The organism is Tateyamaria sp. ANG-S1, assembly GCF_000814025.1.
Taxonomy (GTDB): Bacteria; Pseudomonadota; Alphaproteobacteria; order Rhodobacterales; family Rhodobacteraceae; genus Tateyamaria.
In genome coordinates, this window is the sequence record NZ_JWLL01000006.1 from 488,412 (window position 1) to 502,602 (window position 14,191).

The 14,191-nt window shown below is 61.2% G+C and carries 10 protein-coding genes and 1 tRNA gene; 5 read left to right on the forward strand and 6 right to left on the reverse strand.

Annotated features, from left to right (window positions below):
- Positions 1 to 2: 2 nt before the first annotated feature.
- Positions 3 to 944: a radical SAM protein gene (locus tag RA29_RS13655; protein ID WP_039686804.1), complete on the reverse strand. Its 942-nt coding sequence runs from the start codon at positions 942 to 944 to the stop codon at positions 3 to 5.
- A gap of 210 nt (positions 945 to 1,154) precedes the next feature.
- Between RA29_RS13655 and zwf the strand changes: the two genes are divergently transcribed.
- The 5 genes from zwf to RA29_RS13680 all read left to right on the forward strand — a co-directional run bounded on the left by zwf (position 1,155) and on the right by RA29_RS13680 (position 8,406).
- Positions 1,155 to 2,606 (forward strand): glucose-6-phosphate dehydrogenase, encoded by a 1,452-nt coding sequence (gene zwf / locus RA29_RS13660; RefSeq protein ID WP_039686806.1) that lies wholly within the window; start codon positions 1,155 to 1,157, stop codon positions 2,604 to 2,606.
- Positions 2,603 to 3,271 carry a 6-phosphogluconolactonase gene (pgl, locus tag RA29_RS13665; protein WP_039686808.1) on the forward strand — a complete coding sequence of 223 codons (669 nt, stop codon included), beginning with the start codon at positions 2,603 to 2,605 and terminating at the stop codon, positions 3,269 to 3,271. Before zwf ends, pgl begins: the two co-directional genes overlap by 4 nt.
- 4 nt (positions 3,272 to 3,275) lie before the next feature.
- Positions 3,276 to 4,853 (forward strand): glucose-6-phosphate isomerase, encoded by a 1,578-nt coding sequence (gene pgi / locus RA29_RS13670; protein WP_039686810.1) that lies wholly within the window; start codon positions 3,276 to 3,278, stop codon positions 4,851 to 4,853.
- Between the two features lie 258 nt (positions 4,854 to 5,111).
- Positions 5,112 to 6,596, forward strand: a complete 1,485-nt coding sequence (locus RA29_RS13675; RefSeq protein WP_039686812.1) for a peroxidase family protein — start codon at positions 5,112 to 5,114, stop codon at positions 6,594 to 6,596.
- A gap of 190 nt (positions 6,597 to 6,786) precedes the next feature.
- A complete protein-coding gene (locus RA29_RS13680) occupies positions 6,787 to 8,406 on the forward strand; it encodes a long-chain fatty acid--CoA ligase (protein WP_039686814.1) in 1,620 nt (539 codons plus the stop codon).
- Here the strand turns inward: RA29_RS13680 and RA29_RS23770 are convergent, their stop codons facing one another.
- The 5 genes from RA29_RS23770 to RA29_RS13705 form a co-directional block, all read right to left on the reverse strand.
- Complete coding sequence (locus RA29_RS23770) at positions 8,407 to 8,538, reverse strand: hypothetical protein (protein ID WP_275041507.1); 132 nt, start codon at positions 8,536 to 8,538, stop codon at positions 8,407 to 8,409.
- Between the two features lie 192 nt (positions 8,539 to 8,730).
- Positions 8,731 to 10,866 carry a hypothetical protein gene (locus tag RA29_RS13690; protein WP_039686818.1) on the reverse strand — a complete coding sequence of 712 codons (2,136 nt, stop codon included), beginning with the start codon at positions 10,864 to 10,866 and terminating at the stop codon, positions 8,731 to 8,733.
- Between the two features lie 283 nt (positions 10,867 to 11,149).
- Positions 11,150 to 11,223: transfer RNA gene (locus RA29_RS13695), tRNA-Gly, on the reverse strand.
- 36 nt (positions 11,224 to 11,259) lie between these two features.
- Positions 11,260 to 12,096: a class I SAM-dependent methyltransferase gene (locus tag RA29_RS13700; RefSeq protein WP_039686820.1), complete on the reverse strand. Its 837-nt coding sequence runs from the start codon at positions 12,094 to 12,096 to the stop codon at positions 11,260 to 11,262.
- Positions 12,093 to 14,129, reverse strand: coding sequence for an ASKHA domain-containing protein (locus RA29_RS13705; RefSeq protein WP_052249702.1), 2,037 nt, complete (start codon positions 14,127 to 14,129; stop codon positions 12,093 to 12,095). The genes RA29_RS13700 and RA29_RS13705 overlap by 4 nt, the downstream gene beginning before the upstream one ends.
- Positions 14,130 to 14,191 lie beyond the last annotated feature (62 nt).

The following is a 14,191-nucleotide window of genomic DNA, read 5'->3' on the forward strand; positions in this document are numbered from 1 at the left end:
GTCTAGGCCGAGCAGGAGGCGCCGCCCAGAACGCAGAACTTGGCGCAGTGGGGGTGGTTGAGCGACACGTCGGCTTCGGCCTGTTCCAGCGTCGTGCCCAGTTCGAATTGCGGGTCGTAGGGCAGGAGCGTGCAGGCGAGGACGGCGGGGGCTGAGGCCCCTTTGCGTTTGACCACCATGCGGGAGGAAGAGCACATGACCGCGTCGGGGTGTTTGTTCAGGATGCCCCAGCAGGCGGTGGTGATTTCGGGCACTTCGACCGTGTCGTCCATTTCGGGGAAGAGGACGGTCATGCCGGGATTTTGCGCGTCGATGTCCCAGCCGTGTTTGGCGTAGAGAGCCGCGTAGCCGTCGCGGGCCTCAGCCTCGCTTTCCGCCATTTCGATGCGGCCCGCGACCGCGAGCCGTGCGCCGATGGAGGCGAGCCAGTCGATGCCGCGGAGCGTCTTGGCGAAGGTGCCGACGCCGCGTTCGGTGTCGTGGACGGATGCGGCGTGGTGGTCGAGCGAGATGCGGAAGGTGAGCTTGTCGCCATATGTCTCGACCAGCGGGATGATGGCCGCCTTGATCTTGGGCCGCATCATTGGGGCCATGGCATTCGTCAGGATCAGCACGTCATAGCCGCGGGCCAGCGACCGTTCGACCATATCGAGGAAGGCGGGGTTCATGAAAGGCTCGCCCCCGGTGAAGCCAATCTCGCGCACGTTCCATTGCCGGTCTTCGAGCTGGTCAAGGTAGTTCGTGACCTCGTCCGCTGTCATGTATTCTAGCGCGTCGTTGGTGGGCGAGCTTTCGATATAGCAGTTGGCGCAGGCGATGTTGCAGAGCGTGCCGGTGTTGAACCAGAGCGTTTCGGGATGGGTCAGCGAGACCTTGGCGCGCGGCTCGCCCTTGGCGGTGACATCGGGGTCCTGAAACTTGCCGAGGTTTGCCAGATCTTTCATGCGCGGTGGTCCAATTCTGCTTATGCCGTCGGAGGTTAGACCTATGCCCTGCGATCACAAGGGAAAAGCGCACTGTGGCCCCCTGACGGCTTTGTGATAAAAAGGTGCCGGTTCGTGCTGCACATGCAGCATCGGGCGTTGAGTATCTGTTTGAATCTGCTAGTGGTAGCGCAAACATTTCGCAGGCACGGAAAAGAGGGAGCCCTTGCCATGGTATCGCGCGTCATTCCGGTGGACCCCTTTGATCTGGTGATTTTCGGGGGCACGGGCGATCTGGCCCGGCGCAAGATCCTGCCCGGTCTGTTTCGCCGCTTTTGTGCAGGGCAGATGCCCAACGGGTCGCGTGTGATCGGGGCCGCGCGGGGTGAGATGGACAGTGCTGCGTACCGCGCCTTTGTTGCCGAGGCGATTGCCGAGTTTGGTGGCGGGCGTGCCTGTGAGGATGGCACGCTGGACGGTTTCCTGGAGCGGATGGAGTTCGTCACCATTGATGCGCGCGGCGAGAACGGGTGGTCCGATCTGGTCGCGTTGATGCGCGATGATGTGGTGCGTGCGTTCTATTTCTCGGTCGGCCCGAGCCTGTTTGGGGATCTTGCTGAGCGGTTGACCAAGCATGGGCTGACCGATGCGGACAGCCGGATCGTGGTCGAAAAGCCCTTTGGCCGTGATCTGGAGACGGCGAAGGCGTTGAACCGCGATCTGGCCAAGCATTTTGACGAGCGGCAGATTTACCGGATCGACCACTATCTGGGCAAGGAGACGGTGCAGAACCTGATGGCCGTTCGCTTTGGCAACATGCTGTTTGAGCCGTTGTGGAACAGTCAATATGTCGATCACATCCAGATCACCGTGGCCGAGACCGTCGGCGTGGGTGGCCGGGGTGAATACTATGACAAGTCGGGTGCGATGCGCGACATGGTGCAGAACCACCTGATGCAGCTTCTGTGCCTGATCGCTATGGAGCCGCCGTCCAAGTTCGACCCGGATGCGGTGCGTGATGAGAAGCTAAAGGTGATCCGGGCGCTGGATCCGATGGTGCCGCATCATATCGTGCGCGGTCAGTATGAGCCGGGCGCGGATGCGCCGGGCTATCGTGAGGCGGTGGGTGATCCGCGGTCACGGACCGAGAGCTACATTGCCATGAAGGTTGGGATTTCCAACTGGCGGTGGGCGGGCACGCCGTTTTACCTGCGCACCGGCAAGCGGCTGAAGGCGCGGTCGAGCGAGATTGTGGTCGTGTTCAAGGAGCTGAACCATTCGATCTTTGGTGAGGCGGGGGAGCATCGCAACGAGCTGTCCATTCGGTTGCAGCCGAATGAGGGGATTACGCTGGGCGTGACCATCAAGGAGCCCGGTCCGGGGGGCATGCGGTTGATGAATGTGCCGCTGGACATGTCCTTTGCCGAGGCGTTGGGGCCGGATGGGGCGGATCAGACCGATGCTTATGAGCGGCTGATCATGGATGTCATTCGCGGCAACCAGACCCTGTTCATGCGGGGTGATGAGGTTGAAGCCGCCTGGGCCTGGACCGATCCCATCATCCAGGGCTGGGAGGCGCGCGGAGATGTGCCCAAGACCTATGATGCCGGTAGCGAGGGCCCTGTGGATGCCGTACAGCTTCTGGCACGCGACACCCGCGTGTGGAGGAAAGTGGCCCCATGAGTATCGTCGAGTATCCCGACCGAGATCTGCTGGCCATCGGGTTGGCCGATGCGCTTGCGAGCGAGTTGAAGAACTGTCTGCTGGTCCATCCGTGGGCGTCCTTCGTGGTGCCGGGCGGCACGACGCCGGGGCCGATCTTTGACAACCTGTGCGCTGCGGATGTGGATTGGTCACGCGTGCATGTGATGCTGAGCGATGAGCGGTGGGTGCCCGAGGATCACGAGCGGTCGAATGCGAAACTGCTGAAGGAACACCTGTTTCAGAGCCGTGCGGCGGCGGCCAAGTTCGTGCCGTTTTATATTGAGGGGCAGACACCGGAAGAGGCGGCGCCTGTCCTGTCCGAGCAGTTGGCGGAGGAGATGCCAATCTCCATCCTGCTTTTGGGGATGGGGGCGGATATGCATACGGCCTCGCTGTTTCCGGGCGCTGTCGGGTTGGCCGAGATGCTCGCCGATGATGCGCCACTGGTGGTGCCGGTGTCGGTTGAGGGGCAGGAGCCTCGGATTTCGTTCTCGGGCCCTGCGTTGGCCGGGGCGATGGCGAAGCATTTGGTGATTTATGGGGCTGAGAAGCGGGACGCTTTGGAACGGGCGGAGAGCCTGGATGTCACGCAAGCGCCAATTAAGGCGGTTATGAGCAGCCTCACGGTGCATTGGGCGGAGTGATTTTATGTGGACTGAATTGAAGACGAAGGCCGATGCGGTAGCGGATCGGGCCATTCTGGACCTGTTTGATGATGCGCGTGCGGATGAATTTGCCGTGCAGACGCAGTACATGCGGTTTGATTATTCGAAGACGAATTTGGATGCCGACACCCGTGCGCTTTTGCTGGCGCTGGCGGGCAGTGCCAATGTGGCAGCCCGGCGCGATGCGATGTTTGCGGGCGAGAAGATCAATGAGACCGAGGGGCGGGCCGTGCTGCACACGGCCTTGCGCAACCTTGATGGCGGTCCGGTGCATGTGGATGGCGAAGACGTCATGCCGGGTGTGCTGGAGATACTCGGGCGGATGGAGGCCTATGCCGCAGAGGTGCGCGGGAGTGCCATCACGGATGTGGTGAATATCGGGATTGGCGGATCGGACCTTGGGCCCGCGATGGCTGTGCAGGCGCTGTCGCCTTACCATGATGGGCCGCGTGTGCACTTTGTGTCCAATGTGGACGGGGCGCATATTGCCGACACGTTGCGGGGGCTGGATGCCAAGACGACGCTGGTGATTGTCGCGTCGAAGACCTTTACCACCATTGAAACCATGACCAACGCGCGCACGGCGCGGGCTTGGATGCTGGATCAGGGCGGTGATCCGGCGGCGCAGTTTGCCGCTTTGTCTACGAACCTTGAGAAGACGTCGGAGTTTGGCATTCCGGCCGAGCGCGTCTTTGGCTTCGAGGACTGGGTTGGCGGGCGTTATTCGATGTGGGGGCCGATTGGGCTGTCGCTGATGATGGCCATCGGGCCTGATGGTTTCCGCGCGTTTCTGCGCGGTGGGCAGGAGATGGACCGCCATTTCTGTGCCGCCGAAGGGGCGGACAACATGCCCTTGATGCTGGCGCTGGTGGGCATCTGGCACCGGCAGGTGCTGGGCCATGCGACGCGGGCGGTGCTGCCCTATGACCAGCGGTTGGGGCAGTTGCCGGATTATTTCCAGCAGCTTGAGATGGAATCGAACGGGAAATCCGTGACCATGGATGGTGGCGTGGTGCCGGTCGAGAGTGGCCCTGTGGTCTGGGGCGCGCCGGGCACGAACGGGCAGCATGCGTTTTATCAACTGATCCATCAGGGCACGTCCGTGATCCCCTGTGAGTTCATGGTGGCCTGCGAGGGGCACGAGCCGGAGTTGCGTCATCATCACGATTTGCTGGTGGCGAATTGCCTGGCGCAGTCCGAAGCGCTGTTGCGCGGGCGGACGCTAGATGAGGCGCGCGCCAAGATCGCGGGTAAGTTCGAAGGTGCAGAGCTTGAGCGGCAGGCGGCGCATCGGGTGTTTGCGGGCAACCGGCCGTCGACCACGCTGATCTATCCCAAGCTTGATCCGTTCACCCTGGGCCAGATCGTGGCGCTCTATGAGCATCGCGTGTTTGTCGAGGGTGTGATCCTGGGCATCAATTCCTATGACCAATGGGGTGTGGAATTGGGCAAGGAATTGGCGACGGCGTTGCAGCCTGTTGTCGAAGGGACGGCATCGGCTGAGGGTAAGGACGGATCGACCCGCAGCCTGATCGCCTATCTGCATGCGCATCGGTCATGACTGCTGTTGAACGGCGCGCCTGACGGCGCACGCGATCTATTTTTTGCTGACGAGGGGGCTGTCTGCCCCCTCGAGCTCCCCCGAAAGTATTTTTAGCCAGAAGAAAGGCTGAGGTGTATATGCGCGGTTTTTCGCCGATGCAGGTGCGTTTGGTCGGGAATATCTGACCTGACTTATGGTTGAAAGCGCAACATTGTTGCGTCAGGGCATCCAATATTTTCGCCCTGTTTCTTTCAACATGCACCGGAGGCCAATATTATGGCTGGCACACAACACGGGCTGACACGGCTCGATCAACTTTTCAAAACGTGTATTCATGGCAAGGGACCGGCGCGGCCCTTTGCGCAAACCTTGGGGCGGGTGTTGCCCGCGAACCCTGTTCGCATCAAGAACATCACCCATGCGGACGTGATTGCGACGCTGCACGAGCTGGCGAACGCGATGGGCGCGACCGAGAATGAGGACGGGCCTGCGGATGCGGGGATGACCTTCCTTGGGCAGTTCGTGGATCATGATATCACGCTGGATGCGACCTCGGCCCTCGGGACGCGCATTGACCCCTCGACCATTCCGAATGTGCGGACGCCGAGCCTCGATCTCGACTGCGTTTATGGCGCAGGGCCGGAGGCGTCGCCGCATCTCTATGGTGCGGGCGAGGCGGAGCAGTTCCTGGTTCATGGTCGCAAGGACAACCCGCGGGATCTGGCGCGGACCTGTGCGGGCAAGGCGCTGATTGGCGATCCGCGCAATGACGAGAACATTCTGGTCGCGCAGGTGCAGTCGGTGTTCATCGAGTTGCACAACATCCTGATGAGCAAGCGGGTCGAGGGCGGCGATGACGCCAAGGACATCAGCGCCTGCGCCCATGAGGGGCTGCCCAAGCATGTCTGGCATGATCATGTGAGCCCGAAGCTGGCGAACTTTGAAGAAGTGCGCCGGTTCATTCGTCTGCATTACCAGTGGATTGTGTGGTGTGAGTTGCTGCCCGCCTTTGTGCAGCAGGAGTGCCTGGACTGGGCGTTGCAGAATGATCCCTTTGGCTGGGATGCGCCGGTGATGCCGGTGGAGTTCACCGGTGCTGGCTATCGCTTTGGACATGCGACCACGCAGTTTGAATATGCGCTGACGGATGGGGCTGACCCCAAGGGTCTGTTTGCCACGCTTGGTTTCGGACGCAGGCCAACAAGCGGGAACATCGATTATGCCATGTTCTTTGGCATGAATGGGGATGTTACCTCGCAAAAGGCGCGGCCTGTGGCGCCGAAGTTGGGCATGCCGCTGTTGAACCTGCCCTTTGTCCATGCACCGATTGAGTTGGCGGAGATCGGGGAGACGTTGACGCAGCCGCAATCTGCCAACCTGGCCCTGCGCAACATGGTGCGCGACCGCTATACCTATCAACTGGCGAGCGGGCAGCAACTGGCGGCGCATCTGGGCACGCATCCCATTGATCCGCCTGCGATCCTGAAGGCCAAGGGCATCACCAAGACGCCGCTGTGGTTCTACTGCCTGCAGGAAGCGGAACAGAAGGGTCATGGCAAGTTGACCGGGGCGGGGGGTCGTCTGGTGGCGTCCGTCTTTGCCAACCTGCTGAAGCGTGATCCCACGACCTTCCTGCATGTGCCGCACTTCAAGCCGTGGCACGGGTTTACGGGCCAGCCGAGCGTGATGGCAGGGCTGATCGCCTATGTCGAGGCGCATCGGGGGCATATTGCCCATGCCGAGGATTTGCAGTGCGGCTGAGCCGATTGCAGTGAATGAGAGAGGGCCGGCCATGATGTGGTCGGCCCTTTTCTTTGCGTCAGCCGCGTGACGCCGTGCTTGCAAGGTGCGCCGCCCCTTGGCAGGGTTGGACCAAGGGAGGAACGCGCGCGCACCGGGGAGGGTGCGTGCGGGCAAGGCGTTGCTCTGACAGGAAAAACGGGAGGCGCCGATGCTTGGCCAAATGATGAACTATCCCCTGACCATTGGATCGCTGGTCGACCATGCGGCGCGGTATCATGCCGAGACGGTGATCACGTCCGTGAATACCGGCGGCGGCGTCGAGGAGACCACTTGGGGGCAGGTGGGCGCCAACAGTCGGCGGTTGGGCGATGCGCTGTTGAAGCTGGGGCTGGAGCCGCAGGCGCGCTGTGCCACCATTGCGTGGAACAACCGGCGGCATCTGGAGATTTACTTTGGCGTGTCCGGGGCGGGGCTGGTGTGCCACACGATCAACCCGCGCCTGTTTCCGGAACAGCTGATCTACATCATCAACCATGCAGAGGATCGGGTGCTGTTTATTGACCGCACGTTCATTCCGCTGGTGAAGGCAATCCGGGACAAGATCCCCGGTGTGGAGCATGTCGTGTTAATGGAAGGGCGCGACGAGGTGGCGGCGGCCGAGATCGACGGGCTGGAGTTCTATGATGAGTTGGTGGCCACTGGCGTGCCAGATTTCGCGTGGCCGGAGTTCGATGAAAACACCGCCTCGTCGCTGTGCTATACGTCCGGGACGACGGGTAACCCGAAAGGTGTGCTCTATTCACACCGCTCGACTGTTTTGCATGCGTTTGCGTCGAACACGCCGGACTGCATCGGGTTTTCGGCCCGTGATGTGGTGCTGCCTGTCGTGCCGATGTTCCATGTGAATGCCTGGGGCACGCCCTATGCCTGTGCGCAGGTGGGTGCGCGGATGGTGTTGCCGGGGCCGGGTCTGGATGGGCCGTCGCTGGTGAAGCTGATTGACGGGTGCAAGGTGTCGATTGCGCTTGGTGTGCCGACGATCTGGTTGGGCCTGCTGGGTGAGGCGGAGGCGTCGGGGTCGCAGCTTGCATCCTTGAAGCGGACGGTTGTGGGTGGGTCGGCCTGTCCGCCGTCGATGATTGCGGCCTTCCGCGAGACATACGATGTGGAGTTGATCCATGCCTGGGGCATGACCGAGATGTCACCTTTGGGCTCGTCCAATCAGCCGCTGGCCAAGCACGCCGATCTGCCGATCGAGGCGCAGCACAAGCTGCGCGAGAACCAGGGGCGTCCGCCCTGGGGGGTCGAGTTGGAGATCATGGATGATGAGGGCAATCCGTTGCCCCATGATGGGGAGGCGCAAGGGGCGCTGATGGTGCGGGGGCATTGGATCCTGGACAGCTATTTCCACAAGAGCGTGGACGAGACGCTGACGAATGGGTGGTTTGATACCGGCGATGTGGCGACGCTGGACCCTGACGGGTACCTGTCGATCAAGGATCGGTCGAAGGACATCATCAAGTCGGGGGGCGAGTGGATTTCGTCCGTGGACCTGGAGAACATCGCCATCGCGCATCCGGCGCTGGCCGATGCCGCCGTGATTGGCGCGCGGCATGAGAAATGGGATGAGCGGCCCGTGCTGGTGGCCGTGGCGGCCGACGGGCAGAGCCCGTCGGAGGCGGAGGTGCTGGAGGTGTTCGACGGCAAGATCGCCAAGTGGCAGGTGCCGGACAAGGTGGTGTTTACCGATGTGCTGCCCCGCAACGCGACGGGCAAGGTGCTGAAGCGGAACCTGCGCGATGAGTTTGGCGAGGTGCTGGTGGGCTGATCAGCGATTGCGGCGCGTCCAGCCGGTCTTGGTCACCGCGCCGTTTTCGAAACTCTGGTAGTCACGGTCGATGGCGACCCCGTACTGGTCGACGCTTTGCGTGCCCTTTTCGAACAGGGTGTTCGGGGACACTTTGTCCTTATGTTTGGTGTGGTGCCAGATGCCGTTTTTGATTGTGACGGTCGATATGACATTGCGGGTGCCGTAGCGCGAGTGGGATTCGGTGTAGCGGCAGGTGCCGGGGGGCTGCTGCAGTCGTGCGGAGAGAGCAGATCGACCGCTGCGAAATGCTCTCTGCTGCACTGATCCGCCATGTGTTGGCGGTCAGCTCTCCGCCCACCATGAGAATTGCAGGTTGTTCGTCCCTGTTGGTGGCGCGGTCGTATAAGTTATCTGCACATCCGTTGCTGTAGCTGACACATAGTGATTGCCCGCCGCATCCGCTGAGGCTGGACGCACGTCGAATGTCGTTGGTGCGGCGCTCAGACCGTGGGGGATCGAGAAGGCCGTCACGATGCCATTACCAGACCGTGTTGCGGTGTCGCTGTTGGAGTAAACGCCATTCGCAACAAAGGGTCGGAATTCTGCAACCACCCAACCTTCACGTCCGCCAACGTATTGAACAGGCAGCTTGAGGCTGTCATCGGTGTAGCCGCGCATCCCGCGCTTCGGCGTCGCGTAGGCGACAAAATCCGCATAGTCCGCTGAACCAAAGAATTCGATTTCAGCGTCGTCACTTCCGTTGATAGCGGTGTTCGTCTTAATGAACTGCGACGGCAGCCGTAAGGACGTGTTCGGCGCAACACCGATGCTGACCGGCAGCGGCTCGCCCACATATTCGATGTCACACTGCGACACGCGGTCCAGAACAAGAGCTTGAGTGGCCCCCCTGTGGCGGGCAGCCACAACCGTGTATTTCGATCTGGTTACATTGGTGAGGCCAATGGGATCGCCAAACGTAACCAGCGGTCCGGTGTCTTGGCTTTCAACGACAATTGTCAGACATGAGCCATTGTCGCGTCTGATCACCGCAGCACTATCCTGTGGTTGGCCCACTCTGACCAAGCCCGTGAGTTGGCCGGTGCTTTTCACGTCCAGCCAAGGACCATTTCGAGGTTGGGCAATGTTAAGGTTATCGAAAATCACACCTGTCTGACGCGCGTCGCTGCCTTGGTCGATTTCGATGCAGCCGCTTTGGGGAACGCGCATAGACCCGGTCAAAGTTGTCGTCCGCACGGCATTGATGCTGACAGGAGCCAGGCCGTAGCCGTTGAGAGATGACTGCGCATCGAAGGACACATTGGATAAAACCGTACCCTCGTTCACATACCATTGACCGCAACTGGCTCCGCGAATGTCGAATGTGTTGTTGTCTGGGCTGCCGCCGCCGACATCGTCAGAGCGTTCGCGCACGATGCAATGCGAGAAAGCACCAGATGCTTTGTAGGGCGTGCGTTCGCAATTGCCAAAAACATCTAAGATATGGTCACAATGGGTTCCCCTGATATCAAATCGCGCCAGTCCCAAGGCAACGCCGCTGACACGCAGCGCTGCTAGATAGGGGCGACGTGTCCAGTTTCCGACGTATGTTGTTGTGCTGGGATTTGCGATATCTGCCCGCACAGTGTCCCCTACGGCAAATACAACTCCATCAACTGTTCCTGCGCCAGTGACTTTGTAACTGTCGTTTTGCGAAGCCCCAGAAGGAAATGCGCCAGAGGAAGCATCCCAAGTTCCTGCCGCCCGTCCAATGTAGTCAATGAAATTGAAGTTGAGAGAGACATTTGCGCGACCGCCATCCACAAAGTTTCTCTGGCCGTAGGAGATGACATAGTTGTTGGTGCCAGGATTGAAATTTTCAGCTAGAGAAATGGTCCCAAGAGCCACCAGATCTTGGCAATTGAGAACAACGGGCGCGTTCAGCGCAATATCGTCAATGAGATGCCTGCGCCCATTGTCGCGTGCAAACCTGTCAGCCGCCGCCATCGCCTGTGACGTTGTTCTGGCAGTCGAATTAAAGTGGCCCCACCTCACGTCACCCAAAGGCGACCAGCTGACAGAACCATTTGTCACCAGAGCGTCGCCCCCACCATCGCGAATAAATTCCAAACGCCGCCCGTTGTCAAAATAGGCAATCTGCAGAATTTCTGTCGGAATGATCGCCGCCTCGGCGGTCTCTCGATCTGGGTATACGAACTGAGCTGCGCTAAGGGGGTCAAAGAACAGCTCACTTTCCAGAAGCTGGACGATCGGGCCAGAACGGAATTCGATGTCATAGACACCATTGGGCGCTGAAAAACCTGCAAGGCCCCCGTCATTTGTTTTCAACTCACTGATCGGCGTGCCATCTTTTGAGAATGCTGTCTGTTCTTTGGCTGTGCCTTGGAAGAAAACACGAACCGTTGCATCGCGCAGCGCCTCACCGGCTTCGGTCTGAACTGTGTAATTCTTGAATTCCATAGTGCTTTATCCTCGTTTATGCGCGTCAAATCCGTCGTCAGGCACGGAGAACCTATGACCGCATGGACATTCGACGTGGATGCAAATTCCGCCTGACATATGTTCCGCGTGCGTTCCCCATGTGCATCATGGGAAGGCTTTGTTATGTTGTGCGGAGGCTTCGGGAGAAACTGTGGGACTCGTTCACCCTAAGGCTCCTAAACGTTCCCGTTTTTTCCTCAGTCAGCATACACTGCCAGAGTGTAACAAAAGGGAAGATACAGCAAAAATAATGTTTTACACATGGAGCGGGTAACGGGAATCGAACCCGTAACTAAAGCTTGGGAAGCTGCCGTGATACCTTTTCACCATACCCGCGCTCGGAACTTGGGATAGGCGTGGGGGCGGCTGGCGTCAAGCGGGTTTGCGAGCGCTATAGATGTGGATGCAGGCGGGGATGCGCAAGCCGAGGTCGGTGTCGAATTGCGATATGGCGTTGGCGACGGCCTCCTGCACACGTGCCGTCGCTGCGGCGTCGGCCTCGTGATGCGCGATGGCGCGTTGCGCCGGTCCGATCTTGAGCAGCAGGGCGGCTGTCTCGGTGGCGTCGCCCGGAGGAGTGAGATCGAGGTGGACCGTTTCGACGCCTGGATCGCCCAGCCCGGCTCGGGTCATCATACCTAGAACCCGGTTGCTGTCTTCGAAGGCGAAGGGGCCAGGCAGGGTGCGGTCGACCTTGGGCATCTCGCCCAGCACGCCTATGGCCGCCTTGGCGGGCACCATGAAATAGGGGTTTTGCGGGGCAGGGCCCCAGGCGGCGAAGGTCATCGTGCCGCCGGGTGCGAGGGCTGTGTCGAGGTTGGCCAGGGCGGCGACCGTGTCGTTGAAGAACATGACGCCGAAGCGGGAGATTATGGCGTCGAATGAGGTGTGGAAGCTGTGGTTTTGGGCGTCAGCCTTGAGGAACGATGCGTTTGTCGCTGTTGTCCGTTGTGCCGCCAGGTCGAGCATGGTTTGCGAGATGTCGAGGCCGGTGACATGCCCCTTTGTGCCGACGATGCGGGCAGCAGCAGCTACACTGACGCCGGTTCCGCAGCCGATGTCGAGGACGGTATCGCCTGACTTTAGCGGCGTGCGGTCAAGCAGGAGGTCGAGGACGGGTGCCAGCAGGGCGTCCATGTTTTCCTGCTGAGCCACCCAGTTTGGGCCTGCGTCCGAGGTCCAGAACTCCTCCTGGTCGGCATTGCTCATGCGCGTCTCCGGCGGCGGCGTCCGCCTTCGGCCTCGCCCCCGGTGTTGAAGCTGACGTCGGGCAGGTCAACGATGCCGTTCAGGATCGGGAAGGGATCGGCGGAGTTGGGAATGGCGGAGGCGTTTACGAAATGCTCCTGAAAGCGCGGTTCGATGGCTGTTTCGATCTTGTGGATGCGGCGGACTGTGTCCTCGATCTCGCCCCGTGCGTCGCGGTTTAGCAGTGCGATACGCGCGCCCGTGCCTGCCGCGTTCCCAGCGGACGTGACCTTGTCCAGCGAGGCGTCGGGGATCATGCCCAGCACCATGGCGTGTTTGGATGAGATATGCGCGCCGAAGGCACCCGCCAGCACGACCCGGTCCACGGTATCGACGCCGAACTTGTCCATGAGCAGCCGCGCGCCGGAATAGAGCGCGGCCTTGGCCATCTGGATGGCGCGGATGTCCGGGTTGGTTATGGTGATGCGCGGCCCGCCGGTGGCAGAGCCGTCGTGCAGCAGATAGGCGTGGGTGCGCCCGTCCGGCACGCAGCGGGCCGTGCCCGTTTGCTCGGCGCTGCCGATCAGGCCCGACGCATCAAGCACGCCAGCAAGCCGCATCTCGGCAATCGCCTCGATGATGCCAGAGCCGCAGATGCCGGTGATGCCGGTGCCTGCGGCGGCCGCCTCGAACCCGTCCTCGTCCGACCACATGTCGACGCCGATGATGCGGAAGCGCGGCTCTTTCGTCTCGGGGTCAATCTCGACCCGTTCGATGGCGCCGGGCGCGGCGCGCTGGCCCGCGCTGATTTGCGCCCCTTCGAAGGCGGGGCCGGTGGGGGAGGAACAGGCAAGCACTTTTTCTTTGTTCCCCAGAAGGATCTCAGCGTTTGTGCCCACATCGACGACCAGCATCAGGTCGTCGGATTTGTCGGGGGCCTCGCTCAGCGCCACGGCGGCGGCATCAGCCCCCACGTGGCCTGCGATGCAGGGCAGCATGTAGATGCGGGCGGAGGGGTGGATGTTTAGGTCGAGGTCGTCGGCGCGCAGGCGCAGAGCGTTCGATGTGGCGAGCGCAAAGGGCGCTTGGCCCAGCTCGAACGGATCGATGCCGAGAAGCAGGTGGTGCATGACCGGATTGCAGACGAAGACGGCGTCCACGATCAGCCCTTTATCGATCTCGGCCTCGGTCGCGATCTGGGTGAAGAGGGCGTTCATCCCTTCGCGCACGGCTGCGGTCATCTCTGCCGCGCCGCCCGCATTCATCATGCCGTAGCTGACGCGGCTCATCAGGTCTTCACCAAAGCGGATTTGAGGGTTCATGATACCTGACGACGCGACAACATCGCCGCTGGTCAAGTCGCACAGGTGCGCCGCGATGGTGGTGGAGCCCAGATCGACGGCGAGGCCGTAGACTGCACCCTCGTAGTAGCCGGGCCAGATGTGCATGATGCGCGGGGCGTTTTCATCGTCGCCGAGATGGATGGCGACCGTGACGGTCCAGCCGCCCTTGCGCAGCACCGGTTGCAGGTCCTGCAGGATGTGCAGATCGGCGTGGATGTTGGTGATGCCCCAGTCCGCCTCAATCGCGGCGACAAGTCGTTCCAGATCGCCCGAGGGGTCGTGCATGTCTGGTTCGGCCACCTCGACATAGTAGAGCTTGGTCGAGGGGTTCATGACGATGTCCCGCGCCTCGGCCCGTTTGCGGACGACCTGCTTGTGCACCTGGCTTTCGGGGGGCACGTCGATGACGATGTCGCCCTGCACGGTGGCCTGACAGCCGAGGCGGCGGCCATCGATCAGGCCACGCTTGGACTTGTACCGTTCCTCGACGCTGTTCCACTCTGACAGCGCGTCTTGGGCCACCGTCACCCCATGTTTCGGGAACTCACCATAGCTCGGCGTGATCTGGCATTTGGAGCAGATCCCGCGCCCACCGCAGACGGAATCGAGGTCCACGCCCAACTGCCTTGCGGCAGTGAGGATCGGCGTGCCCACCGGAAAGTGCCCGCGCTTGCCGGAGGGGGTGAAAACGACGAGTGGATCGGTGCTCATGGACGCCTCGGATGACTTGCTTGCGCATACCATAGTGGCCGGGCGGGCAGGGGAAAGGTGTC